The 26,017-nt window shown below is 64.7% G+C and carries 22 protein-coding genes; 13 read left to right on the forward strand and 9 right to left on the reverse strand.

Translation table 11 applies throughout. From position 1 onward, the window contains the following. Window positions 1-6: 6 nt before the first annotated feature. Entirely contained in the window at window positions 7-2,100 is a 2,094-nt protein-coding gene (locus tag FNV92_RS05025) for a methyl-accepting chemotaxis protein (RefSeq protein WP_143841859.1), read from the reverse strand. Between the two features lie 130 nt (window positions 2,101-2,230). Continuing rightward, window positions 2,231-4,324, reverse strand: a complete 2,094-nt coding sequence (locus FNV92_RS05030; RefSeq protein WP_168213346.1) for a methyl-accepting chemotaxis protein — start codon at window positions 4,322-4,324, stop codon at window positions 2,231-2,233. Between the two features lie 271 nt (window positions 4,325-4,595). On the opposite strand from FNV92_RS05030, the gene FNV92_RS05035 reads away from it, so the two are divergent. Beyond that, window positions 4,596-4,751 (forward strand): Thivi_2564 family membrane protein, encoded by a 156-nt coding sequence (locus FNV92_RS05035; protein WP_007599832.1) that lies wholly within the window; start codon window positions 4,596-4,598, stop codon window positions 4,749-4,751. Between the two features lie 70 nt (window positions 4,752-4,821). On the opposite strand, the gene FNV92_RS05040 is transcribed toward FNV92_RS05035, so the two are convergent. From FNV92_RS05040 to cysD, 3 genes are all read right to left on the reverse strand, one after another. Continuing rightward, entirely contained in the window at window positions 4,822-6,987 is a 2,166-nt protein-coding gene (locus tag FNV92_RS05040) for a malate synthase G (RefSeq protein ID WP_143841857.1), read from the reverse strand. Window positions 6,988-7,235: 248 nt separating this feature from the next. Further along, window positions 7,236-9,152, reverse strand: a complete 1,917-nt coding sequence (gene cysC, locus FNV92_RS05045; protein ID WP_143841856.1) for an adenylyl-sulfate kinase — start codon at window positions 9,150-9,152, stop codon at window positions 7,236-7,238. A 20-nt stretch (window positions 9,153-9,172) separates the two neighbouring features. Then, on the reverse strand, window positions 9,173-9,967 hold the full coding sequence (gene cysD, locus FNV92_RS05050; RefSeq protein WP_143841855.1) for a sulfate adenylyltransferase subunit CysD: 795 nt from the start codon (window positions 9,965-9,967) through the stop codon (window positions 9,173-9,175). A 236-nt stretch (window positions 9,968-10,203) separates the two neighbouring features. Between cysD and cysG the strand changes: the two genes are divergently transcribed. The 12 genes from cysG (at window position 10,204) to FNV92_RS05110 (ending at window position 21,440) form a co-directional block, all read left to right on the forward strand. Beyond that, window positions 10,204-11,628, forward strand: coding sequence for a siroheme synthase CysG (gene cysG, locus FNV92_RS05055; protein WP_143841854.1), 1,425 nt, complete (start codon window positions 10,204-10,206; stop codon window positions 11,626-11,628). Then, complete coding sequence (locus tag FNV92_RS05060) at window positions 11,625-11,933, forward strand: DUF2849 domain-containing protein (RefSeq protein ID WP_014439663.1); 309 nt, start codon at window positions 11,625-11,627, stop codon at window positions 11,931-11,933. Before cysG ends, FNV92_RS05060 begins: the two co-directional genes overlap by 4 nt. 42 nt (window positions 11,934-11,975) lie before the next feature. Continuing rightward, window positions 11,976-13,631, forward strand: coding sequence for a nitrite/sulfite reductase (locus FNV92_RS05065; protein WP_143841853.1), 1,656 nt, complete (start codon window positions 11,976-11,978; stop codon window positions 13,629-13,631). Then, complete coding sequence (locus FNV92_RS05070) at window positions 13,618-14,133, forward strand: DUF934 domain-containing protein (protein WP_143841852.1); 516 nt, start codon at window positions 13,618-13,620, stop codon at window positions 14,131-14,133. Before FNV92_RS05065 ends, FNV92_RS05070 begins: the two co-directional genes overlap by 14 nt. Then, complete coding sequence (locus FNV92_RS05075; RefSeq protein WP_143841851.1) at window positions 14,130-14,861, forward strand: phosphoadenylyl-sulfate reductase; 732 nt, start codon at window positions 14,130-14,132, stop codon at window positions 14,859-14,861. Before FNV92_RS05070 ends, FNV92_RS05075 begins: the two co-directional genes overlap by 4 nt. 112 nt (window positions 14,862-14,973) lie before the next feature. After that, entirely contained in the window at window positions 14,974-15,975 is a 1,002-nt protein-coding gene (locus FNV92_RS05080; protein WP_143841850.1) for a sulfate ABC transporter substrate-binding protein, read from the forward strand. A gap of 88 nt (window positions 15,976-16,063) precedes the next feature. Then, entirely contained in the window at window positions 16,064-16,849 is a 786-nt protein-coding gene (gene cysT / locus FNV92_RS05085; RefSeq protein ID WP_244623765.1) for a sulfate ABC transporter permease subunit CysT, read from the forward strand. Between the two features lie 9 nt (window positions 16,850-16,858). Then, complete coding sequence (gene cysW, locus FNV92_RS05090) at window positions 16,859-17,770, forward strand: sulfate ABC transporter permease subunit CysW (RefSeq protein WP_014439669.1); 912 nt, start codon at window positions 16,859-16,861, stop codon at window positions 17,768-17,770. Next, on the forward strand, window positions 17,760-18,797 hold the full coding sequence (locus FNV92_RS05095) for a sulfate/molybdate ABC transporter ATP-binding protein (RefSeq protein WP_143841848.1): 1,038 nt from the start codon (window positions 17,760-17,762) through the stop codon (window positions 18,795-18,797). Before cysW ends, FNV92_RS05095 begins: the two co-directional genes overlap by 11 nt. A gap of 89 nt (window positions 18,798-18,886) precedes the next feature. Then, a complete protein-coding gene (locus tag FNV92_RS05100) occupies window positions 18,887-19,393 on the forward strand; it encodes a CAP domain-containing protein (RefSeq protein WP_143841847.1) in 507 nt (168 codons plus the stop codon). A 78-nt stretch (window positions 19,394-19,471) separates the two neighbouring features. Beyond that, window positions 19,472-20,650 (forward strand): DUF3734 domain-containing protein, encoded by a 1,179-nt coding sequence (locus FNV92_RS05105; protein WP_014439672.1) that lies wholly within the window; start codon window positions 19,472-19,474, stop codon window positions 20,648-20,650. A gap of 1 nt (window position 20,651) precedes the next feature. Beyond that, window positions 20,652-21,440, forward strand: a complete 789-nt coding sequence (locus FNV92_RS05110) for a 3-hydroxybutyrate dehydrogenase (protein ID WP_143841846.1) — start codon at window positions 20,652-20,654, stop codon at window positions 21,438-21,440. A gap of 141 nt (window positions 21,441-21,581) precedes the next feature. On the opposite strand, the gene FNV92_RS05115 is transcribed toward FNV92_RS05110, so the two are convergent. The 4 genes from FNV92_RS05115 to FNV92_RS05130 all read right to left on the reverse strand — a co-directional run bounded on the left by FNV92_RS05115 (window position 21,582) and on the right by FNV92_RS05130 (window position 26,015). Beyond that, window positions 21,582-22,406: a sulfite exporter TauE/SafE family protein gene (locus tag FNV92_RS05115; RefSeq protein ID WP_143841845.1), complete on the reverse strand. Its 825-nt coding sequence runs from the start codon at window positions 22,404-22,406 to the stop codon at window positions 21,582-21,584. A gap of 168 nt (window positions 22,407-22,574) precedes the next feature. Beyond that, complete coding sequence (locus FNV92_RS05120) at window positions 22,575-23,279, reverse strand: ABC transporter ATP-binding protein (protein WP_143841844.1); 705 nt, start codon at window positions 23,277-23,279, stop codon at window positions 22,575-22,577. Next, a complete protein-coding gene (locus tag FNV92_RS05125) occupies window positions 23,266-25,140 on the reverse strand; it encodes a branched-chain amino acid ABC transporter ATP-binding protein/permease (RefSeq protein ID WP_143841843.1) in 1,875 nt (624 codons plus the stop codon). The genes FNV92_RS05120 and FNV92_RS05125 overlap by 14 nt, the downstream gene beginning before the upstream one ends. Further along, entirely contained in the window at window positions 25,137-26,015 is an 879-nt protein-coding gene (locus FNV92_RS05130; RefSeq protein WP_143841842.1) for a branched-chain amino acid ABC transporter permease, read from the reverse strand. The genes FNV92_RS05125 and FNV92_RS05130 overlap by 4 nt, the downstream gene beginning before the upstream one ends. Window positions 26,016-26,017 lie beyond the last annotated feature (2 nt).

Here is a 26,017-nt window from a genome sequence, read left to right on the forward strand (position 1 = left end):
TGCCAGCTAAGCCGCGCGGATCTTCCCAAGGAAGTCGCTGACCTGCTGGCCGAGCTGGCGGCTCTGCGTCTCCAGAGTCTCCGAGGCATGCTTGACGTTGTCCGCGGCGCCGGCTGCGGTGTCGGCATCGGCCTTCACGCCGGTGATGTTGTCGGAGACGTTCTTGGTGCCTTGCGCGGCATATTGCGTGCTGCGGGTGATCTCCTGCGTCGCTGCACCCTGCTCCTGCACGGCGGCCGCGATCGCGGTGGCGACTTCGTTGACTTCGCCGATAATACCGCCGATTGCCTGGATCGCGTTGATGGCGTCACCGGCGACCTTCTGGATGTCGGCGATCTGCTCGGAGATTTCCTCCGTTGCCTTCGCGGTCTGGCTCGCCAGCGACTTCACTTCCGAGGCGACCACGGCAAAGCCGCGCCCGGCTTCGCCGGCGCGTGCGGCTTCGATCGTGGCGTTGAGCGCGAGCAAATTGGTCTGCGCCGCGATGGTGTTGATCAGGCCGACAACCTCGCCGATGCGGCCAGCGGATTGCGCCAGCCCCTGAACGGTGCCGTCGGTCTCACGCGCCTGGTTGACGGCGCGGCTGGCGATGCCTGCGGCATGGGCGGCCTGCTGGCTGATGTCGTTGATGGAGGCGGAGAGCTCTTCGGCGGCGGCCGCGACGCTCTCGACGCTGGAAGAGGCCTCGTTTGAAGCTCTGCCTGCAACCTCGACACGCTCATTGGTCTGGCGCGACACCTCGGACAGATCGCCCGAGGTCTTGTGCATCTCGCCGGAAGCCTCGCTCAGCTCACCCAGCGATTTGCGCACCACGCCTTCGAACTCGCCGACATAGCCCTCGATCGCGCGCTGGCGCGCGGCCGCGCCGGCGTTGCGCTCGCGCTCCTGCTCCTCGATCTTGAGCTTGTCGATCGCCTGCTGCTTGAAGGTCTCCAGCGCGCCGGCAAGCGAGCCGATCTCGTCCTTGCGGTCGAGATAGCCGCTGTCGACGCCGAGATCGCCGCCGGCGACCTTGAGCATGGCATCGCGAATCCGGTGCAGCGGCGTGATCACCCGGCGGCTGACCGCCAGCGTGGTTGCTCCCGTCAGGACGATTGCGGCGACGAGCAGGGCCATTTGGACCAGCAGGGATTGCAGGGCTCCGGCGCGCTGGTTGGCGGCGTGATCTCTGGCTGCGGCGAGCGCAGCGTCAGCGAGCCTGATGGCGCTCGCCATGCGGCCGACCGAGTAGGGACTCCATTGATTGGCCGTCATCGACGGCTTCTCGCCCTTGGCAACCGTCGCGATGATGCCGTCGCGCGTGGCGGCATATTGCGGGTCGAAATAGACCGACTTGGTCTCGCTCATGGCCGCGGAGAGCGCCGGCGGCAGTTGCATGCCGGTGGCGGCAAGCTCGATCGCGCTCCAGGCGGCATCGGTCGCGCCCAGGAATTTCGTGAAGGCGACCTGAGTGTCGGGCGCGATCTTGCCGCTGCTCAGCGCATTTCCAACGATGACGGAAGACTCGCCGGCGTTCTGGCGCAGCAACCAGGCCATCTGCTTGATCATCAGGAACTGGTCGATGGTGGCGTCCTGGTGGTTGACGCTGGCGGCGAGCACGGGCGAGAGCTTCTCGAGGATGGTCATCAGCCCGTCCTCGCTCTCGAGATATTCAGTGGCGAGCGCTACGCGGCGCGAGGCCCTGGGCTTGGCGACCTCGGTCCAGAATTCGGCTTGTTGCGCCAGGAGTGCCTTGTTGAGCCGGGTGAGGTTGGCGACGATCGCATCGCGTTGCGGGATATCGATCGAGGGCAGGATGTCGATTGCACGCGCCAGCGCAGGCATCAGTTCGTCGCGGATGCCACGGATGTATTTCTCGATATCCGCATCGACCTTGATGTCGCTGGTCAATTGTCGATTGGTGGTCGAGCGATCGGCCCGGATGTTCGCCATCGCCTTGAAGACGTCGGCGGAAGCTGCGGAGACCGCGACGATCCGGTTGGCCTGCTGCAGCCGGCCCCATGAGCTCCACGCGCTGATCGCAAAGCCGATGACGATGACCAGCGCGGTGGACAGGATCACCGCCTTCAGCAGCGCGGAAACGGACAGGCGATTGAGCATCGGACACCCCAACAGACGCGCATGCGTAATGGCAGGCGCCTGGAGTGCATTTGGCCCGTAAAGAGTAAAAACTTAGACAGTGCTCCTGCCGTAAAATTACGGGGCCCGGCCGGCCTTGCGCATCCTTTTCTTACGCCGCGCGGATTTTGCCGAGGAAGTCGCTGACCTCGTGGCCGAGCTGGCGGCTCTGGGTCTCCAGCATCTCGGAGGCTTGCTTCACATTGTCCGCGGCGGCCGCGGCGGCGTCGGCATCGGTCTTCACGCCGCTGATATTGTCCGTGACGTTCTTGGTGCCCTGCGCCGCGAATTGCGTGCTGCGCGTGATCTCCTGGGTCGCCGCACCCTGCTCCTGTACCGCGGCGGCGATCGCGGTCGCGACCTCGTTCACTTCGCCAATGATGCCGCCGATGGTCTGGATCGCGTTGATGGCGTCGCTGGCGACCCTCTGGATGTCGGCGATCTGGCCGGAGATTTCCTCGGTGGCTTTTGCGGTCTGGCTTGCCAGCGATTTCACCTCGGACGCGACGACCGCGAAGCCGCGGCCGGCTTCCCCGGCGCGCGCGGCTTCGATCGTGGCGTTGAGCGCGAGCAAATTGGTCTGCGCCGCGATGGTGTTGATCAGTCCAACGACCTCGCCGATGCGTCCCGCGGACTGGGCCAGTCCCTGCACGGTGCCGTCGGTCTCGCGGGCCTGGGTGACGGCACGGCTGGCGATGCCCGCGGCATGGGCAGCCTGCTGGCTGATGTCGTTGATCGAGGCAGAAAGCTCCTCGGCAGCGGCAGCAACGCTGTCGACGCTCATGGAAGCGTCATTCGAGGCCTTGCCGGCGACCTGGACGCGGTCGTTGGTCTGGCGCGACACGGCCGACAGATCGCCGGAGGTCTTGCGCATCTGGCCGGAAGCTTCGCTCAGTTCGCCCAGCGTCTTGCGCACCGCGCCCTCGAATTCGCCGACATAGGCCTCGACGGCGCGCTGGCGAGCGGCTGCGCCGCGATTGCGTTCGCGTTCGTGCTCCTCGATCTTGAGCTTCTCGATGGCCTGCTGCTTGAAGGTCTGCAGCGCGCCCGCCAGCGCGCCGATCTCGTCCTGGCGGTCGAGATAGCCGCTGTCGACCGCGAGGTCGCCGCCGGCTACCTTCAGCATGGCATCGCGGATCGTGTTCAGCGGAGTGATGACGCGGCGGCTGACCAGCGCGATGGTGCCAACAGCGAGTCCGATGGCGAGCGCCAGCAGCGCGAGCTGCACGATCAGCGCGCGCTGGGCGGCACCGCGCTGCTCCTGGGTATGGGCCTTGGCGGCGTCGAGGGCGGATTCGGCCACCGCGACCGCGCTCGCCATGCGGCCGACCGTGATCGGGCTCCACTGGTTGGCGGTCATCTCGGCCTTCTCGCCCTTGACCAGCGTGTCCGCGAGACGGTCGCGCAGAGCCAGGTATTGCGGCTCGAAATAGGCCGTCTTGGCCGCAGCCATGGCGGAGGTGAGGCCAGCCGGCAATTGCATGCCCGAGGTCGACAATTCCAGCGCCTTCCACATCGCAGTCGTGCCGCCGACATATTGGGTATAATTGTAGCGGCCCTCCGGCGTGATCTTGCCGGCCGCAAGCCCGGTCGAGACGATCAGCGAGGCTTCGCCTGCGGTGTTGCGCAGCAGCCAGGCGCTCTGCTTGATCGACAGCAACTGGTCGATCTCGGCGTCCTGGTGGTTGACGGTTGCGGCCAGCGTGTTCGACAGCTTGTCGAGCACGTCTAGCAGGCCTTGCGTCGTCTCCAAGTATTCCTTCGGCAGACCCGCGCGGCGCTGATCCTTGGGCTTGGCGACGTCCTCCCAGAACTGCTTCTGCTCCTCGACCAGCAGCTTGTAGAGACGCGACAGCTCCGGCACCAGCGTCGCCGATTGTGGGAAATCCATGCTCGGCAGCAGCTCGAGTGCGCGCGCCATCGCCGGCATCTGCGCATCGCGGAGCGCACGCAGGTATTTCTCGATCTCGGAATCCATCGGCTCGGCCGCGTTCAGGAGCCGCGTGGTGGTCGAGCGGTCGGTCCGCAGATTGTGCATCGCCTTGAACAGATCGGCGGAGGCATCCGCAATCTGCGAGATGCGGTTGGCGGTCTTGAGGCGATCCCAGGACGCATAGGCGGTGAGCGAGAGCGCAATCACCACGCAGACCGACGTGATCGCGATCACCGCCTTCAGCAGTGCGGATACGGTCAGACGATTGAGCATCGAGGTCTCCCCAAGTCCTATTTTCAAAGTACGCAGAGACGCCCGGCAAGATGGAAAACAGTGGGCGCCGCAGATCGGCAATCGCATGCCGTTTGCGACGCGCGGCCCAAACGGTTTCTGCATCTGAAAGGAAAAGGGTAAAGTTTTAGGCAGACAGCCTGCCTGTAGAACTACGGAATTACTAGAAGTTGCAAGGAGTTGCCTGAATGGAACCGGCGCGGGAGATGGGCGTTAGAATACCGTTAGCAATTTGCCTGAAGGGGGCCTTGCGATGCTGGTCGGCGTACTCGTCACATTTCTCGTCGTTATTCTCGTGCTCTATCTCATCAACATGCTGCCGATGGACGGCCGCGCCAAGCAGATAGCGCGGGTGGTTGTCATTATCATCGGCATCGTCTCGCTGCTGAAATATCTGGCGGTATTCTAGCCGTCCTGTCTCGCCCCAAACAAAAAAGCCCCGGCGTGAGCCGGGGCTTTTGGTGTTCGCTTGATTGGGCTCAGCCGCCCGCTTTCGCCTCGCGGCGGCGGGCGGTGAGGATGTATTCGGTGTAGCCGTTCGGCTGCTCACGTCCCTTGAAGATCAGGTCGCAGGCGGCCTTGAAGGCGACGCCGTCGAAGCTGGGCGCCATCGGCTTGTAGATCGCATCGCCCGCGTTCTGCTTGTCGACGACGACGGCCATGCGCTTGAGCGATTCCATCACCTGCGCTTCGGTGATCACGCCCTGGTGCAGCCAGTTGGCGAGATGCTGGCTTGAGATGCGCAAGGTGGCGCGGTCTTCCATCAGGCCGACGTCGTGGATATCAGGCACCTTGGAGCAGCCGACGCCCTGGTCGATCCAGCGCACGACATAGCCGAGGATACCCTGGCAATTGTTGTCGATCTCCTGCTTGACGTCGTCGGGCGCCCAGTTCGACTTCGATACCGGAATGGTGAGGATATCGGAGAGCTTCGCGCGGGGGCCGCCCTTGGTCAGCTCCTGCTGGCGGGCGATGACGTTGACCTGGTGATAGTGCAGGGCGTGCAGTGTCGCCGCGGTCGGAGAGGGCACCCAGGCGGTGGTGGCACCGGCCTGCGGATGCGCGAGCTTCTGTTGCAGCATGTCCGCCATCTTGTCGGGCGCGGCCCACATGCCCTTGCCGATCTGGGCGTGGCCGGGCAGGCCATCGATCAGGCCCATGTCGACGTTCCAGTCCTCATAGGCCTTGATCCAGGCCTGCGCCTTCATCTCGTTCTTGCGGATCATCGGGCCCGCTTCCATCGAGGTGTGGATCTCGTCGCCGGTGCGGTCGAGGAAGCCGGTGTTGATGAACATGATGCGCTTGGAGGCACGCTGGATGCAGGCCTTGAGGTTGACGGTGGTGCGCCGCTCCTCGTCCATGATGCCGATCTTGAGCGTGTTCTCGGGCAGCGAGAGCATCTTCTCGACGCGGTCGAAGATCTCGCAGGCGAGCGAGACTTCGTCCGGGCCGTGCATTTTCGGCTTGACGATATAGGCCGATCCCGTGCGGCTGTTCTTGACCTTCGAGTTGCCCTTGAGGTCGTGAATCGCGAGCAAGCCGGAGACGGCGGCATCGAGCAAGCCTTCCGGAACTTCCTCGCCAGTCTCGTCCAGCACAGCGTCCGTGAACATGTGGTGACCGCAATTGCGCATCAGCAGCAGGCTGCGGCCGTGCAGCTTCACCTCGCCCTTGCCGTCCGGCGTCTTGTAGCTGCGGTCGGCATTCAGCGAACGCGTCAGCGTCTTGCCGCCCTTCTCGAAGTCGGCCGACAGCGTGCCATTCATCAGGCCGAGCGTGTTGCGATAGACCAGCACCTTGTCTTCCGCGTCGACCGCCGCGACCGAGTCCTCCATGTCGAGGATGGTCGACACGGCGGACTCCATGATCATGTCGGCGACGCCGGCCGGATCGTCCTTGCCGATCGTGCTGCTGCGGTCGATCTTGACCTCGACGTGCAGGCCATTGTTGGCGAGCAGCACCGCGCTCGGCGCGGCTGCATCGCCCTGGAAGCCCGCGAACTGCGCGGCGTTCTTCAGCGCGGTGGCGTTGCCGCTCTTCAGCTTCACCGCGAGCTGGCCGGCGACGATGCTATAGGCGGTGACGTCGGTATGGCTGCCGGTCGCAAGCGGCACGGCGGCATCGAGGAAGGTCTTGGCCTTGGCGATCACCTTGTCGCCGCGCGCCTTGTTGTAACCCTTGCCGGCTTCGGAAGGATCGTGCGGGATCGCGTCGGTGCCGTAGAAGGCGTCGTAGAGCGAGCCCCAGCGCGCGTTCGCCGCGTTCAGCGCATAGCGCGCATTGGTGAGCGGAACGACGAGCTGAGGGCCGCAGATCTTGCCGATCTCCTCGTCCACGTTGGCGGTCTCGACCTTCTGCGTCGCAGGCTCGGGGACGAGATAGCCGATCTCCTTGAGGAAGGCGGTATAGGCATCGAGGTCGAACGCCTTGCCCTTGTTGGCGCGGTGCCAGTCGTCGATCTTGGCCTGCAGCGTGTCCCGCAACGTCAGCAGTGCGCGGTTCTTCGGCCCCAGCTCCTTGATGATGGCGGCAACCCCGGCCCAGAACGCATCCGGCGCGATCCCCGTTTTCGGGGCCGCTTCCTTGGCGATGAAGTCAAACAGGACGGGTGCAATCTTCAATCCGTGGGCGTCGACGCGTTTCATGATGGTCTTTCTTGTTGGAAATGGCTGTTTTTGGCTGCTTTTGACCCGACAGCAGCAAAATGCGCCCACTGGGAGCGGCTTTCGGGGCCTTATTAGCCCCAAAATCGGGGCCGTGAGAAGGCCTCCGAAAGTTGTCAAAATGTCAAGGAGAGGGGGCGAGCCAGCGCGCCGCGGCTTCTCTGTACCCAACACTGTCTCTGGAATACTGGGTCGCCCGGTCAAGCCGGGCGACGACAGCGGAATAGGCCTTAAATATTCGCGGCGAGGTCCACGACTTCGTCGAACAGCACGCCGGTCGTCTTCAGCATCTGTTCGATCTCGTCCGCCGCCGCGGCAACCGTTCGCGTCGACGTGTCGATCACCAGCTCGGCAGCCTCGGGCGTCTCGTAGTCGTTGCCGATGCCGGTGAACGAAGCCAGCGCACCGGCGCGGGCCTTCTTGTAGTGGCCCTTGGGATCGCGCTCCTCGCAGACTTCCGCGGGCGTCGCGACGTGGATCTCGCGGAACGCGGTATCGGCGATGCGGCGTGCGGTGGCGCGGTCCTCGCGAGCCGGCGAGACGGCCGCGACGATCGCGATATGGCCGTTGCGGGCGAGATGCGTCGCGACCTCGGCGAGGCGGCGGATATTCTCGCTGCGATCGGCGGCGGAGAAGCCGAGATCGCTGTTGAGGCCGGCGCGCAGCGTGTCGCCGTCGAGCAGGATCGGCGAGCCCCCGTTGGTGAATAGTCGCCGCTCGAGCGCCTTGGCCAGCGTCGACTTGCCGGAGGCCGGCAGGCCCGTGAGCCAGACCACGGCGCCGTTATGCCGGTAGCGCGCGGAGCGTTCATCCGGCCGCAGCGCCGATTCCACCGGCACGATGTCGACAGGCACCGCACGCTGGCCTGCCTCGACCGACAGCACGAGTCCGCCGCCGGCGATACGCCCGGACACCTCGATCACGAGACGGCCGGTGCGCGGGTTCTCGGTGTAGGGGTCGGTCGCGATCGGACTGGACAGCGAGATATCGATCTCGCCGACATGGTTGCGGCCGATCGCCTTGTTCTCGACGCTCGAGAGTTCGCCGGGATCGACCGCCTTCTCGATCGCGACGACGGTGGCGCGACTCTCCTTCGGTCCGCAGCGGACCAGCAGCTGGTCACCCTTGGCGAGCGGCTTCTCGTGCAGCCAGAAGATGCGCGCGCGAAGCCGACGCGTCTCGCGCGGGGCGGATCCTGCGTGCGCGACGATGTCGCCGCGCTCGATGAACAGCTCGCGGTCGAGCGTGATACCGACCGAGCGGCCCGCGCCCTGACGTCCCGCGACCGGCGTCACCGGCCAGCTCTCGACCGTCTTGATCCTGGCGATCTTGCCGGCCGGCATGATCACGATCTCGTCGCCGGCAATCAGGCTCCCGGATTCGATGCGCCCTGCCACGATGCGGCGGTCGTCGAACTTGTAGATTGCCTGCACGGGCAGGCGCAGCGGCAGCGCTTCGAGCGGCCGCGCCGGCTCGAGGGCGTCGAGTGCCTCGACCACGGTCGGTCCCTTGTACCAGCCAATGCGGATGGTGTACTCGGCGACGCCGTCGCCATCGCGCGCGGAGATCGGGATGATCACCGTCGGCGTCACACCGAGGCCATTCAGATGCGCGGAGATCTCGTCGCTGATCGCCTTGAAGCGATCCGCGGAGAAATCGACGCGGTCCATCTTGTTGACGACGACAGCGACCTGCTTCACGCCGAGCAGGTGCAGGAGATAGCCGTGCCGCCTGGTCTGGTCGCGCACGCCTTCCAGCGCATCGATGATCAGCACCGCGCCGTCGGCCTGGGAGGCGCCGGTGATCATGTTGCGCAGGAATTCGGCGTGACCAGGTGCGTCGATCAGCACGATGTCGCGCGAATTGGTGCGGAAGCGGATCTGCGTGGTGTCGATGGTGATGCCCTGGTCGCGCTCGGTCTGGAGCGCGTCGAGCAGGAACGACCACTCGAACGGCATGCCGCGCCGCGCGCTGACGGCCTTGAGCATTTCGAGCTTGCCGTCGGGCAGGCTGCCGGTCTCGTGCAGCAGGCGGCCGACCAGCGTCGACTTGCCGTGGTCGACATGGCCGACGATAACGATGCGGACTTGCGGTCGCGTCGTGCCATTTGGCGTCGCGGGCGAAGCAGGGGTGACGATCATGTTCATGGCCGCGTTGCGTCCTGAGGTCAGAGATAGCCGGCGACGCGCAGACGCTCGAAGGCGTCCTCAGTCTCGTGGTCGAGCGCACGGCCGGCGCGTTCCGGCACCTTGGTCTGCTCGAGCTCGGCCAGGATCTCGTCGATATTCGATGCGGTCGAATTCACGGGGTTGGTGATGTCCTGATCACCCAGCGAGCGGTAGCGCTTGCCGTTCTGGGAGAGATAGAGCGGGATGATCGGAATGTTCTCGCGCTTGGTGTAGGCCCAGATGTCGGCCTCGGTCCAATGCAGGATCGGATGGATGCGCAAATGCGCGCCCTGCGGCGGCGAGGCGTTGAAATGGTCCCAGAACTCCGGCGGCTGATCGCGCACGTCCCAATTGCCTTCGAGCCCGCGCGGCGAGAACACGCGTTCCTTGGCGCGGGTTGCCTCCTCGTCGCGGCGAATGCCGGCGATCAGTCCGTCAAAGCCGTATTTGGCGAGGGCCATTTTGAGGCCCTCGGTCTTGCGCGCGGCGGAACGTGCAGCCGGCGGCAGCGTTGGATCGACGGCATCGATCGGCGGGCAGGGCTCGACGCGCAAATCGAGATCCCACTCCTTGCCGTAATGGTCGCGGAACCGATACATTTCCGGAAACTTCTTGCCGGTGTCGACATGGAGGGCCGGGAACGGCAGCCGGCCGAAGAACGCTTTTCGCGCCAGCCAGATCATGACGTTGGAGTCCTTGCCGAGCGACCACAGCAGGGCGATCTTCTTCAAACGGCCAAAGGCCTCGCGGAAAATGTAGATGCTCTGGGCCTCGAGCTGGTCCAAATGGTCCATGCTGGGCGCGGTCAGCGCGACGGGAATTTGCTCGGAAACGGGGGAGCGGGAGTCCCGTCCATCTGCACCGGAATCGGTCCTGAGAAGATGCATCTCTGCCACTTTGCGTTTGGAGGCGAAAATTCTATAGTTGCGACGCGGAAGAGAAGAAAAAATTTTCTCTTTGCGCGCTAGAAACGACACATATATAGAAAATAATTCCAGTCAACCCCGGATGTGGGGGAAGCGAGTATCGCATGCGGTTCTTGCCGGTGTTCCTCGATCTCAAGGCCGGTCCGGTGGTTCTCATCGGCGCGGGTGAGCTTTTGCGCGCCAAGCTGCGCGTGCTCGCTGCTGCCGGCGCGCATATCCGCGTGCATGCGATCGACGGCAATCATGATCTGGGCCTCGGTTCTGAGGATGCAGCACGCGTAGACGTCGCGGCCGGCGATCCGCTCACCGCCGATCTCTCTGGCGTCATCGCTGTCGTCTGCGCTGGTGCGGGCGACGTCGGCATCGTGATGTCGGTTCGGGCCAAGGCACTCGGCCTGCCCGTCAACGTGATGGACGATCTCGAACATTCCAGCTTCATCTTTCCGGCGATCGTCGATCGTGGCGATGTCGTGGTCGCTGTCGGCACCGGTGGGACCTCGCCGGTGGTGGCACGGCGCCTGCGTGAGAAGATCGAGGCGCTGCTCCCGGCGCGCATCGGCGAGCTCGCCGAGTTCATCGGCAGCTTCCGCAAAACCATCAATGGACGTATCGCCGAGTTTCCGCTGCGCCGCCGCTTCTGGGAGCGCATCATTGACGGCCCGATCGGGGCCGCCGTGCTCGCCGGCCGCAAGGGCGAAGCGGACGCAGCGCTCAAGGCCATTTCCGATCCGTCCGCATTCGCGCGCGCCGGCGAGCCGGAAGGCTCGGTCGCGCTGGTCGGCGCCGGCCCCGGCGATCCCGATCTTCTCACCATCAAGGCGCTGCGCGCGTTGCAGGACGCCGACATCGTCTTTCATGACGAGCTGGTCTCGCCTGAAATCCTCGACCGTATCCGCCGCGATACCACGCGCGTTCCGGTCGGCCGCCGCATCGGCAAGCCCGGTATCGGCCAGGACGCCATCAACCAGTGCATGATCGAGGCCGCACGATCCGGCCAGCGCGTGGTGCGGCTGAAGGGCGGAGATCCGTTCGTGTTCGGCCGCGGCGGCGAAGAGGTGGAAGCGCTGCGCGCCGCCGGTATCGCCTATTCGATCATTCCCGGCATCACCGCGGGACTCGGCGGTGCCGCTGATTTCGAGGTGCCGCTCACCTATCGTCATGAAGCGACCCGCATCACCTTCCTCACAGCGCACAAGGCGCGCGACGCCGAGGCGGTGGACTGGTCGACGCTGACCGACACCAGGATGACCGTCGTGGTCTACATGGGGCTGACCGCTGCGCCCGCGATACGCGCCGGCCTGCTCGCCGCCGGCCGTTCGCCGGAGACGCCGGTCGGCGTGTTCGCCCGCGTCACGCGTCCGGACGCGCAAGGCGCGGTCGGCACGTTGTGCGACCTGCCCGAGCTCGTGCGGCGGACCCAAGGCGGTCCCGCCATCCTCATCATCGGCGAGGTGGTCCGGCATGCCGGTTCGCTTCGCCGCGACACACCCCAACACATCATCTCTGACCTGCTGGATGCTGCCGAATGACCTCTCCTCTGCAACAGAAACTCAAAATCAACGGTTCCTCGGTGGTGACAGCCAACCGCACCTGGGACGGCATCGTCGTCTATCGGACCGCCGCCAAGGGGTGGTCGGCTGACCTCGCCGACGCCGCGATCGTGCGAAACTCCGATGAGGCGAAAGCGTTGCTCGCCGAGGCCGTGGCCGATGACGTCGGCGCGATCGGTCCCTATATTGCGCCGGTGCAAGTCGACGAAGCCGGCAAGATCCTGCCGGGCAATCTGCGGGAGCAGATCCGCCGCGACGGCGTGACAATCGACCTGCCGGTCTGATCGCAGGTCGAGCTGCAAGTCGAGCTTTAAGGCACTTCAATCATGTATGCTTACGACGAAATTGACCGCACGCTTGTCAACGAGCGCGTCTTGGAATTCCGCGACCAGGTGCAGCGCCGTCTCTCGGGCGAACTCACCGAGGACGAATTCAAGATGCTGCGCCTGCAGAACGGCGTATATCTGCAACTGCACGCCTACATGTTCCGCGTCGCGATTCCCTACGGAACGCTGGCGTCGAACCAGTTGCGGCAACTAGCCCATGTCGCGCGCAAATACGACCGCGGCTACGGCCATTTCACCACGCGCCAGAACATCCAGTTCAACTGGATCAAGCTGTCGGACCTGCCGGATGCGCTTGCCGATCTCGCCGAGGTCGGCATCCACGCGATGCAGACCTCCGGCAACAACATGCGCAACGTCACCTCGGACCAGTGGGCCGGCGTCGCGCCCGGCGAGATCGAGGACCCGCGCATCTGGTCGGAGCTGATCCGCCAGCACACCACGCTGCATCCGGAATTCTCGTTCCTGCCGCGCAAGTTCAAGATCGCGATCACCGCGTCGGATCACGACCGCGCCGCGATCAAGGTCCACGACATCGGCCTGCGCCTGATCAAGAACGAGAAGGGCGAGACCGGCTTCGAGGTGCTGGTCGGCGGCGGCCTCGGCCGCACGCCGTTCATCGGCAAGACCATCAAGCACTTCGTCCACGGCCGTGACCTCTTGAACTACATCGAGGCCATCCTGCGCGTCTATAACCAGTACGGACGCCGCGACAACATCTACAAGGCGCGCATCAAGATCCTGGTGCACGAACTCGGCATCGAGAAATTCTCGCGCGAGGTCGAGGAGGAGTGGCAGCATATCCGCTATTCTTCGCTCCAGATCGATGACGAGGTGATCGAGGACATCCGCTCGCGCTTCATCTATCCGTCTTACGAAAAGCTGCCGCATATGCCGGACGAACTGCGGCAGGCCGCGGCCGATCCCGACTTCGAGGCGTGGCGCAAGAACTCGGTGGCCGCGCACAAAAACCCTGGCTACTCCATCGTCACGGTCTCGCTGAAGCCGATCGGCGCGCCTCCGGGCGATGCCACGGCCGAGCAGATGGACGCACTGGCCGATCTTGCCGACAAATATTCCTTCGGCGAGATCCGCGTCGGCCACGAGCAGAATCTCGCGCTGCCGCACGTCGCCAAGCGCGACCTGCCGGCACTGTGGAAGGCGCTCGACAAGCTCGGCCTCGCCACGCCGAACGTCAATCTGATCACCGACATCATCGCCTGCCCGGGGCTCGACTATTGCTCGCTCGCGAACGCACGCTCGATCCCGATCGCGCAGGAGTTGACCCGGCGCTTCGCCAACCACGAGCTCGCCAATCTGATTGGCCGGCTGCACATCAACATCTCCGGCTGCATCAACGCCTGCGGCCATCACCATGTCGGCCATATCGGCATTCTCGGTGTCGAGAAGAACGGCGAGGAGGTCTATCAGATCACCATCGGCGGCCGTGCCGACGAGAACGCCGCGCTTGGCAATCTGATCGGGCCGGGCGTCAAGTTCGACGAGGTCGCCGACGTCGTCGAGGACATCGTGGAAGCCTATCTTGCGCTGCGCGAGCGGCCGGAAGAGCTGTTCGTCGATACGGTGAAGCGCCTCGGTGTCGAACCCTTCAAGGAGCGCGTCTATGCCACTCGTTAACGGCGGAAAGATCGCCGACGACAGCTTCGTCAAGCTCGCCGTCGACACGCCGCTGCCCGAAGGCGGTGACATCCTGGTGCCGGCCGAGCGCTTCTTGGCCGACGCAGAAGCTTTGCTCAAGCGCAGCGGCAAGGTCGGTGTGATCTGGCCGAACAATCGGGACATCGGCGAGCTCGTCCCGTATCTCGGCAAGATCGCCGTGGTCGCGCTGGTGTTTCCGAGCTTCCGCGATGGACGCGCCTACAGCCAGGCGCGGCTGCTGCGCGAGCGCTACAATTATCGTGGCGAGTTGCGGGCGACGGGGCAGGTGCTGCGCGACCAGTTCGTGTTCATGCTGCGGGCCGGCTTCGATTCCTTCGAGGTCAAGAAGCAGGCCGACGCGGACGCCTTCATGCAGACCGCCAAGCGCTATTCGGTGTTCTACCAGCCGACCGGCGATGGCCGGATCACGGCGCTGCACCGGCGCATGCAACTCCGTCACTCCGAGGGTGTCGGCACGTGAACGCAATCGCGCCCCGGGTTTCGTCGGCGTCCGTCTCCGCGCTGCCTTCGGCGGTGGAGCTCGATCACGCGTTGCGCGATGCCTCTCCTGCCGAAATCATCGCGACGGCACTGAAGACGATCGGGCGCGACAAGCTTGCACTGGTATCGTCCTTCGGCACGGAATCGGCGACGCTGCTGAAGGTCATGGCGGACGTCGATCCGGCAATCCCCGTGATCTTCCTCGACACCGGCTGGCTGTTCGAGGAGACACTCGCCTATCGCGACACGCTGGTTGCCGCGCTGGGCCTCAAGGACGTTCGCTCGATCAAGCCGGCGGAGGAGACGCTGTCGCGCGACGATTCCGAGCGCGACCTCTGGTTCTCCGATCCCGACGCCTGCTGCCGAATCCGCAAGGTCGAACCGCTGGCGCGCGCGCTGAAGCCGTTCGATGCCTGGATCAACGGTCGCAAGCGCTTTCAAGGCAGTGCGCGGACCGACATTCCGGTCGTCGAGGATGATGGTGCGCGCTTGAAGTTCAACCCCTTCGCCAATGTCTCGCGCGAGGAACTCGAGGCGATGTTCGTCCGCGCTAAATTGCCGCGTCATCCACTGGTGGAGTCCGGTTTCCTGTCGGTTGGGTGTATGCCTTGCACCAGCAGAACCACCGAGGGCGAGGATGCACGCGCCGGTCGCTGGCGCGGCCGGGCCAAGACAGAATGCGGCATCCACACGATGAAGACTTCGTAGCACAGGCGGGCCGCGACTCTTCAAACAAGAAAATCCGGTTCCGTTGACTTGAACGCGTTTCGCCCTGAGTTATGCCCGCGTGCCGTTGACGACGCTGAAGTCGTCGACGTGAATGGAGATGGACATGATGCGCCGTATCGTTCCGCTCGCGGCAGGATTGCTTTGGGCAAGCGCGGCTCTCGCCGCTGACATCAATCTTTTGAACGTGTCGTACGATCCGACGCGCGAACTCTATGTCGAGTTCAACAAGGCGTTCGCGACCGCCTATCAGAAGGAAACCGGCAAGAGCGTTGAGATCAAGCAATCGCATGGCGGCAGCGGTTCGCAGGCGCGCGCCGTGATCGATGGATTGCAGGCGGACGTCGTGACGCTCGCGCTCGCTTACGACATCGACGCGATCGCGAACAAGGGCTTCACCGCGACCGACTGGCAGAAGCGGCTGCCGCAGAATTCCTCGCCCTATACCTCGACCATCGTGTTCCTGGTGCGCAAGGGCAATCCGAAGGGCATCAAGGACTGGGACGATCTGCTCAAGCCGGGGGTGGCCGTGATCACGCCGAACCCGAAGACCTCCGGCGGCGCGCGCTGGAATTATCTTGCGGCCTGGGGCTTTGCGCAGAAGAAGTACGGCTCGCCCGACAAGGCCAAGGATTTCATCGGCAAGCTGTTCCAGCAGGTGCCGGTTCTGGATACCGGCGCGCGCGGCGCCACCGTGACCTTTGTCGAGCGCGGCGTCGGCGACGTGCTGCTCGCCTGGGAGAATGAGGCGTTTCTCGCGCTGAAGGAGTTCGGTCCCGAGAAGTTCGAGATCGTGGCGCCACCACTCTCGATCCTCGCCGAGCCGCCGGTCGCGATCGTCGACAAGGTGGCCGACAAGAAGGGCACCCGCAACGCCGCCGATGCCTATCTCCAGTATTGGTATACCAAGGAAGGTCAGGAAATTGCCGCGCGCAATTTCTACCGTCCGCGCGATGCTGAAATCGCCAAAAAGTATGCAAACTCCTTTGCAAAGGTCGAGCTGTTCACGATCGACGATGTGTTCGGCGGCTGGACCAAGGCGCAGAAGGAACATTTTGCCGACGGCGGCGTCTTCGATCAGATCTACAAGAACTGATCGGGCGCTGTCCTAAGAGGCTTTAGCAGGGGGCCTGGTGAGCGCAATTGCAGCACGACGCCGGACATTGCCGGGCTTCGGTCTTACGATGGGACTGACGCTTTCCTGGCTGTCTGTGATCATCCTGATTCCGCTCGCCGGATTGTTCCTGAAATCGCTCGAACTGAGCCCCGAGCAGTTCTGGAATATTCTTTCCAGTCGGCGAACCCTGAATGCGCTCAGGGTTTCGTTCGGCCTCGCCTTCGCGGCGGCCTGCGTCAATCTGGTGATGGGCAGCATCATCGTCTGGGCGCTGGTGCGCTACCGCTTCCCCGGAAGGCGGCTGTTCGATGCGATTGTGGATGTCCCCTTCGCATTGCCGACGGCGGTCGCCGGGGTCGCGCTGACCTCGCTGTTCGCCGAAAAGGGCTGGCTGGGCGCGCCACTCGCGGCGCTTGGCATCAAGGTGGCGTTCACGCCGCTCGGCATCTTCGTCGCCATGATCTTCATCGGCATCCCTTTCGTAGTCCGCACGGTGCAGCCGGTGCTGCAGGATCTCGATGTCGAGATCGAGGAAGCTGCGGGCAGCCTGGGGGCGAGCCGCTGGCAGACCATCATTCGCGTGATCCTGCCATCGCTCGCGCCGGCGCTGCTCACGGGCCTCGCGCTCGCCTTCGCGCGAGCGGTCGGCGAATACGGTTCGGTGATCTTCATCGCCGGCAATCTGCCGAATGTCTCCGAGATCGCACCGCTGCTGATCGTGATCCGTTTGTCCGAGTTCCGCTATGCCGACGCAACTGCGATCGCGGTCGTCATGCTCGTCGTGTCCTTCGTCATCATCTTCGCCGTCAACCGGCTCCAGCGCTGGGCGCAGAGCCGGATTCCGGTGCGTTGAGGGCGGGCCATGACGATGCAGATCGCAGATTCGGTTTCGCTCTCGCCATCGGAGGCGAAGGCGCGTGCGCATGCAGCGGCCGCGCGGGACAACCTTCGTACCGAGCCGAGGGCGGTGCGCATCGTCATCATCGCGCTGGCGATGATCTTCCTCTCCGTCTTCGTCGTGCTGCCGCTCGTCGTGGTGTTTGCGCAGGCGCTCTCGAAGGGATTCCTCGCCTATCTCTCCGCGCTGGCCGATCCGGAGGCGCTGTCCGCGATCAGGCTGACGCTGCTGGTGGCGGCGATCTCGGTCGGCCTCAATCTGGTGTTCGGCCTCGTCGCCTCTTGGGCCATCACCAAGTTCGAGTTTCCCGGCAAGACCTTCCTGATCACGCTGATCGATCTGCCGTTCTCGGTCAGCCCGGTGATCTCGGGCCTCGTCTTCGTGCTGTTGTTCGGCGCACAGGGCTATTTCGGCGGCTGGCTTCGCGATCACGACATCCAGATCCTGTTCGCGGTCCCCGGCATCGCGCTCGCCACCACCTTCGTGACCTTCCCCTTCGTGGCGCGCGCGCTGATCCCCTTGATGCAGGAGCAGGGCACGCAGGAGGAGGAAGCGGCGATTTCGCTCGGCGCCTCCGGCCTGCAAACCTTCTTCCGCGTCACGCTTCCGAATATCAAATGGGGCGTGCTCTACGGCGTCCTGCTCTGCAATGCGCGTGCGATGGGCGAGTTCGGCGCCGTGTCGGTCGTCTCGGGCCACATCCGCGGCGAGACCAACACAATGCCGCTGCTGGTCGAGATTCTCTACAACGAATACCAGTTCGTCGCCGCCTTCGCGATCGCATCCCTGCTGGCGATGCTGGCGCTGATCACGCTGATCGCCAAAACCGTTCTCGAACGTCATCTCGACGAAGGACAAGACGGCAATGACCATTGAAGTCAGGAATCTCGTCAAGAAGTTCGGCAATTTTGCCGCTCTGGACGGCGTCGACCTCAAGGTCGAGAGCGGCGAGCTCGTGGCGCTGCTCGGTCCGTCAGGCTCCGGCAAGACCACACTGTTGCGGATCATCGCCGGGCTCGATTGGCCCGATTCCGGCGAGGTGCTCATCAATGGCGAGGATGCGCTGGCGCAGGGCGCGCGCGAACGTCATGTCGGCTTCGTGTTCCAGCACTACGCGCTGTTCCGCCACATGACGGTGTTCGAGAACGTCGCCTTCGGCCTGCGCGTGCAGCCGCGCGCGATCCGCAAGGACGAGGCAACCATCCGTGCGCGCGTCAAGGAGCTGCTCGATCTCGTGCAGCTCGACTGGCTCGCCGACCGCTATCCGAGTCAGCTCTCCGGCGGCCAGCGCCAGCGCATTGCGCTTGCGCGCGCGCTCGCGATCCAGCCGCGCATCCTCTTGCTCGACGAGCCGTTCGGCGCGCTCGACGCCAAGGTGCGAAAGGAGCTGCGCAAATGGCTGCGCTCGCTGCATCATGAGATCAACGTGACCTCGATCTTCGTCACCCACGACCAGGAGGAAGCGCTGGAAGTCGCCAATCGCGTCGTGGTGATGGACAAGGGCAGGATCGAGCAGATCGGCTCCCCCGGCGACGTCTACGAGACTCCGGCGTCCGCCTTCGTGCATGGCTTCATAGGTGAATCCATCGAGCTGCCGGTCCAGATTGCCGACGGCGTTGTACGGCTCGGTGACCGGCCGCTCCGCCTTGCGGCGGACGGTCTTGCGCCTGGCGCGTCAAGGCTGTTCGTGCGGCGACACGACATGCTGATCGGCCCGCCCGGCAGCGGAGCCTTCGAGGGCGCCGTGCGGCATGTCCGTAACTTTGGCCCGGTGCAGCGGGCCGAGGTGGCACTCTCGGGCGGCGAGACCATCGAGATCGACGCCCCGCGCGAGAGGGAATTGCGTGCCGGCGACACGATTGGCCTCGAGCCCCGCCGCTACCGGATATTTGCGGGCGTCTAACGCCCCGCGGAAGGTCAATTTTTCCTCAAAATTCACCTTTCAGCCACGGTTGGTATGCAACAACGGCCCTTCCTTTGGGGGCTCGATTCATGCGCGCTGCGGCCGCGATACTCATTGCTTTGCTTCTCGCCAGCTGTGCCGGCAATGAGGCACCGATCCAGCAGCAGCCGTCGATGTATGCCGACATGGCGGTCCCGGGCACCAAGCTCGATGCCCAGGCGGCCGCGATCATGATCTCGCAATACCGCCAGAACAACGCCCTCGGCACCATCGTAGTCGACCCCGATCTGATGCGGCTTGCCGAATCCCAGTCCAATGCCATGGCGGCGGCCAACAAGATGGACCATGACGTCCGCGCGCCCTTGGCCAAGCGCCTTGCCGCCGGCGGATATCCCGCGACCGTGGCGGTCGAGAACATCTCGGCCGGCTATCATACGCTGGCGGAAGCGTTTTCCGGCTGGCGCGACTCGCCCCCGCACCGTGCCAACATGCTCAAGGGTGGTGTCACAAAATTGGGCATCGCGGCGAGCTATGCTCCGGGCACCAAGTACAAGGTGTTCTGGACCATGATCCTGGCCTCGACGGACCCCCGATAAGCCAGACTTGATCCCGGCATGCATTGACGCCGCGGCGATCAGTCGCCACGGTCGTTCGTCATCTGCTATTGTTCCCGAATGACCGATCACACCAGTCCTGAATCCGCCAGCGTCCCCGCGAATGCGCAACGCGTCCTGGTGTTGCAGGGTGGCGGCGCGCTCGGCTCCTATCAAGCTGGCGCCTATCAGTCGCTGTGCGGCTACGGCTTCGAGCCGGAATGGGTCGCCGGCATTTCGATCGGCGCGGTCAATGCCGCCATCATTGCCGGCAACGAAGGCCCGACCCGCGTCAAGCGGCTCAAGGAATTCTGGGAAATGGTCTCGGCGCCGGTGCCGTGGAAACCGATCGGCAAGAGCGACCATAGCCGCGAGCTGTTCAACTCGACCAGCGCCGCGCTGATCGCGACCTTCGGCGTGCCCGGCTTTTTCACGCCGCGGGTCCCGCCCGCGCCGCTGTGGCCGCCCGGCAGTCCGCAGGCCGAGAGCTATTACGACACCGCGCCGCTGAAGAAGACGCTGGAGCGGCTGGTCGATTTCGATCGCATCAACGATCTGAAGACGCGGCTGTCGGTCGGCGCTGTCGGCGTCACCTCCGGCAACTTCAAATATTTTGACAATTACGAGTTCAAGAAGCTCGGCAAGACCATCGGCCCCGAGCACATCATGGCCTCCGGCGCGCTGCCGCCGGGCTTTCCCTCCGTCGTGATCGACGGCGAGCACTACTGGGACGGCGGCATCGCCTCAAACACGCCGCTCGACTATGTGCTCGACGCCGAGGTCGATCGCGACATGCTGATCTTCCAGGTCGACCTGTTCAGCGCGCGGGGCGATTTGCCGAATTCGCTGCTTGAGGCCACCGAGCGCGAGAAGGACATCCGCTTCTCCAGCCGGACGCGGATGAACACCGACAAGAACAGGCAGCTGCACAACGCCCGCAGGGCCGTGCGCGACCTGATTTCCAAATTGCCCGATTATCTCAAGAACGACCCTTCCGTGGAATTCCTCGCGAAGGTATCGCGTGAAAGCACCGTCACCGTGGTGCACCTGATCTACCGCAGCAAGAACTACGAATCCTCGTCCAAGGACTACGACTTCTCGCATGTCGCCATGGTCGAGCATTGGGAAGCCGGCGTGCACGACGTGCATCTGTCGATGCGCCACAAGGATTGGCTCGAGCGGCCGCAGTCCGGCGAGACCATGGTGACCTACGATCTCACGGGGGACGTCACCGCGCCCCCGCCAAAAAGGAGCGAATGAAATGGGTAGTCTGTCAGGCAAGAACGCCGTCGTGACCGGATCGACCAGCGGCATCGGGCTTGCTTATGCGCGCGCCTTCGCCGGCGCCGGCGCCAATGTCGTCATCAACGGCTTCGGCTCGCCGGAGGACATCGAGAAGGAGCGCGCGAAGATCGAGTCCGATTTCAGCGTCAAGGCGGTCTACTCGCCCGCCGACATGACCAAGCCGGCGGAGATCGCCGAGATGATCGCACTGGGCGAGAAAAGCTTCGGTTCGGTCGACATTCTCGTCAACAATGCCGGCATCCAGTTCGTCTCGCCGATCGAGGAATTCCCGATCGAGAAGTGGGACCAGATCATCGCGATCAACCTGTCCTCGGCCTTCCACGCCATTCGCGCGGCTGTCCCTGGCATGAAGAAGAAGGGCTGGGGCCGCATCATCAACACGGCGTCGGCGCACTCGCTGGTGGCCTCGCCCTTCAAGTCGGCCTACGTATCGGCCAAGCACGGCATCGCCGGCCTGACCAAGACCGTCGCGCTGGAAGTCGCGACCAGCAAGATCACCTGTAACTGCATCAGCCCCGGCTACGTCTGGACGCCGCTGGTCGAGAAGCAGATCCCCGATACGATGAAGGCGCGCAATCTGACGCGCGAGCAGGTCATCAACGACGTGCTGCTCGACGCCCAGCCGACCAAGGAATTCGTCACCTCCGAGCAGGTCGCGGCCCTCGCGCTGTTCCTGTGCGGCGACGATGCCGCGCAGATCACCGGCAGCAACCTCTCGATCGACGGCGGCTGGACGGCGGAGTAACAGATTGCTCTCGGTCATGCCCCGCGCAGGCGGGGCATCCAGTACGCCGCGGCATTTCGGTCCAATCACGACCGCCTCGGAGTACTGGATCGCCCGGTCAAGCCGCGCGATGACAGCGAGTAGAAGAGCGCCATTCTTCGTTCAATGGCTCCACGCCAGCGCCGTCACGATCGCCGACGACAGGTTCAGCTCCGCGAACATGATCTTGCCGGCGACCACGAACAGCACGCTGGCGAGAACGAGGCGCAGCACCGGCTCCGGTACGCGCGTCGCGCTGAAGCTGCCGACGATGATGCCGGGCAGCGAGCCCAGCAGCAGCACGCCCATCAGGGCCCAATCGACGTCGCCAAGCGCCCAGTGTCCGACGCCCGCCACCAGCGTCAGCGGCACCGCGTGCGCGATATCGGAGCCGACGATGGTCGCCATCGGCAGTCGCGGGTAGAGCAACAGCAGCACGGTGACGCCGACCGCGCCGGCGCCGACCGATGAAATCGAGACCAGCACGCCGAGCACGATGCCGGTGATGACGGTCGCAATCGAGGTGGTGCGCTCGTCGACCCGCTCGAGGCGTTTCCGGTAACGCTCCATGATCGACTTGCGGAAGATCAGCGAGGTGGCGGTCAGGAGCAGCGCAAAACACAGCACGATGTTGACGAGGTTGCGCTCGGAATCGCCCCTGAGGTCGAGCTTCCACAACACGAGCAGGGTCAGCCCGCTCGCCGGAATGCTGCCGCAGGCCAGCCGCAGCACCGCCGGCCAGTGCACGCTGCGCGACCAGCCATGCACGACGCTGCCGCCGGTCTTGGTCGCGGCGGCGTAGAGCAGGTCGGTTCCGACAGCGGTGGCGGGGTGGATGCCGAACAAAAGGATCAGGAGTGGCGTCATCAATGAGCCGCCACCCACGCCGGTCATCCCGACAAGCAGGCCGACGCCAAACCCCGAGGCGACGTAAAGCGGATCGATCATCTTGCGGAATCTTAGGTTGATCTCGTCGGTTGGGCAACACGACGTAGAATAAACCTCTCCCGCAGCGCAATCGCCTGGATCGAATAAGAAAAATCCTGTTGCAGGGCGGCGCCCGGCAGTCATTTCACCCAAATCAGCGCCATTTTTGGAAATGATCGTTTGTGGCGCTCAGGCTCCGACGCCGAGGAAATCCCGCGCCAGGTCCGGATTGGCGGTGAGTTCGGCGGAGGTACCCTCGAACACCACATGGCCGTTGTTGAGGCCATAGACGCGGGTGGCAAAGCTCAGCGCCGCGGCGACGTTCTGCTCGACCACGATCATGGTGCGCCCCTCGCGGGCGAGACTGGCGGCGACGTTGACGAGATCGCGCACGATCAGCGGCGCCAGTCCCTCGAACGGCTCGTCGAGCAGGATGATGCGGGCGTCGCGGATCAGCGCGCGGGCGATCGAGAGCATCTGCTGCTCGCCGCCAGACAGCGTGCGACCCAGAGACTTGCGTCGTTCCTTCAGTCGGGGAAATACGCCGTAGATGCGCTCGAACGACCAGGCGTTCGGCGCGGTCAGCGCGGCGATGCGCAGGTTCTCCTCCACCGTCAGTCCGCCGAAGATCGCGCGCTCCTCAGGAACGAGCTGCACACCCATGTTGGCGATGGCAGAGGGAGCGAGACCGCTGATCGGCTTGCCGTCGAGCCGGATCTCGCCACTCTTTGGGGCCAGCACGCCCATGATCGAGCGCAGCGTCGTGGTCTTGCCGGCGCCGTTGCGACCCAGCAGCGCCACGACCTCGCCTTCCTCGACCCGGATCGAGAGGTCGAACAGGACGTGGGAATCGCCGTACAGCGTGTTGATGCGGTCGACTTCAAGCAGGCTCATGCGCGTGAAGCCCTCCGAGGTAAGCGTCCTGAACCTGCTGATTGCCGCGGATCTCGTCCGCGGTGCCGTCGGCGAGCAGGCGGCCTTCGTAGAGCACGGTGATACGCTCGGCGAGGCCGAAGATCGCGTCGAGATCGTGCTCGACGATGACGATGGTGCAGGTCTGGGCGATGTCGCGGATCAGTGCGCAGGTCGCGGCGCGCTCCGACGGGCTCATGCCGGCGAGGGGCTCGTCGAGCAACAGCACCTTTGGGCTCGTCGCCAGCGCCATGCCGATCTCGAGCCGCCGCTTCTCGCCATAGGCGAGGATGTGGGCCGGCGTGTCGGCGCGTACGGCAAGGTCGAGCAACGCCATGATCGCGTCGATCTGCGCCTCCACCTCGGGCAGGCTGTCGGCGGTGCGCAGCAGGTCGATCCGCAGCGGTCCGCGGCGGCGCGCCAGGGCGGCGATGCGCAAATTCTTTCGCACCGAGAGATTCGGGAAGAGCTGGTTCAACTGGTTGGATTTGGCGATGCCGAACTGCGCGGTCCGGCTGACGCCGTGGCCGGTGACTTGCGATCCGAACAACAGCACATGACCCGAGGTCGGGCTGACCTCGTCCAGCAGCATCTTGAACAGCGTGCTCTTGCCGGCGCCGTTCGGACCGATCACCGCGTGAATGGAGCCGCAGCGAACCTTGAACGAAACGCCGTCGACGGCTTTCAGGCCGCCATAGTGCCGCGCCAGCGCGCAGGCCTCCAGCGCAATGTCGCTGTCGCCGGTGGCGGGTGAGGGCAATGGCAGGGTGGCGTCGCGCTCCCTGCTCAATGCAGGTTTCACCGCGCCGCCGGCCTCGATGGTCTCGGTCACGGCCTCCGCGGCCTGGCGCGCGGAAAGTGTCCGGCGCTCGGTCCACCAATGGATGATCTCGCCGCAGATGCCGCGGCGGAGGCCCACGACCAGCACGATGAAGGCGATGCCGAGCACCAGTTTCCAGAGCGTCGAGAGACCGGGAATGAGCTGGAGATTGTCACGCAGCCAAAGCCAGACGGCCGCGCCGACCAGCGGCCCAACCAGGGTGTTGGCGCCGCCGACGATGGTTTGAACCACGAGCTGGCCGGACGTCTCCAGCGAGAACGCGTCGGGCGGCATGTAGCTCTGGAACGAGCCGAGCAGGCCGCCGGCCAGTCCCGCATAGAGCGCGGCGATGACGAAGGCTGTAAGCTTGTAGGCCGGCACATTATGGCCGAGCATCGCGACGCGCGCGGTGTTCTCCTTGATCGCGAGCAGGATCGCGCCGACGGGAGAGCGGACGATGCGGCGCGCCAGCACGTAGGCACCGAAGAAGGTCGCTGCGAACAGCACGTACATCGGCAAGCCTGCGCCGATGCGGATGGCATGTTCGCCGAAGCCGAGCACGGGCACCGGCACCCCGGGAATGCCGTTCTCGCCGCCGGTGTAGTGCGACAGCGGCGAGTTCTCGATGAAATAGGCCATCTGGCCGAACGCCAGCGTGATCATCGTGAAGTAGATGCCGATGCGGCGTACCGCGAGCCAGCCGACGACAAGCCCGAACGCGCCGGCGGAAATCGTGCCGGCGGCGAGCGCCAGCCAGACGCTCGTCAGCGTCCCGGAAACCAGCAGATACGCGGTGACGAAGCCGCCGACGCCGTAGAACGCGGCCTGACCAAACGACAGCAGGCCGGCGAGCCCGAACAGGATGTCGAAGCCGAGCCCGATCAGGCCCCAGTTCAGCACCCGCGTCAGCAGGTCGATCGAAAAGCCGAGATGCGGCAGCACGACGGGCGCCGCGATCAGCATGACGAGAATCGCGAGCTCCGGAGTGTGGCTCCGCAGCCCGCCCGATCGTGCGATGCTCATACCCGTCCTTCCGAGCCGAACAAGCCCTGCGGGCGCAGCACCAGCAGCAATGCCATCAGCGCGTAGAGCATCACCTCCGAATAGGAGGAGTTGAATGCGCTGGTGAGGCTGACGATCTCGCCGGCGATCAGGCCGCCGACCACCGCACCTGGGAACGAGCCGAGGCCGCCGAGCACGATCACGACGAAGGACTGCGCCATGAAGTTCGCGCCGCCCATGTCCGGCGTCACCGCCACGACCGGCGCATACAGCATTCCGGCGAGGCCAACCGCGACGACGCCGATCGCGAACACCAGCAGGAAGGTGCGCCGCAGATTGATGCCGAGGATGCCGACCATGCCGGGGTTCTCGATTCCGGCGCGGACCACGAGACCCATCGACGTGCGGTAGAGCACCAGATAGAGGCCGACCAGCAGCGTTGCGATGATGGCGATGAGCTGGAGGCGGTAGGTCGGATAGATCAGGAAGCCGAGCTGGGTGGCGCCCTGTCCCCATGACGGCGTCGGCACGCGCTGCGCGTTGCCGCCAAAGACGGCGCGCACGCACTCCACGAGCACGATCCCGATGCCGTAGGTGACGAGGATCTGGTCTTCATGCGGCCGGCCGTAGAAGAATCGGATGATCAGGCGCTCGAGCAGGAAGCCAAGCACCAGCATGAAGCCGCAGCCGACCGCGATCGCGAGCAGGAACGACTGGGTGTATTGCAGCATGACGAAGGCGGCATAGGCGCCCACGGCGAACAATGCGCCGTGGGCAAAGTTCAGGACACCGAGCGTGCCCAGGATGATGGTCAGGCCGCTGCTGACGAGCGCCAGCAGTGAACCGAGGGCGAGGCCATTGAAGGCCTGCGAGGCGAGGGCGGGCCAGCTTGGCATTC

Source organism: Bradyrhizobium cosmicum, from assembly GCF_007290395.2.
Lineage (GTDB): Bacteria > Pseudomonadota > Alphaproteobacteria > Rhizobiales > Xanthobacteraceae > Bradyrhizobium > Bradyrhizobium cosmicum.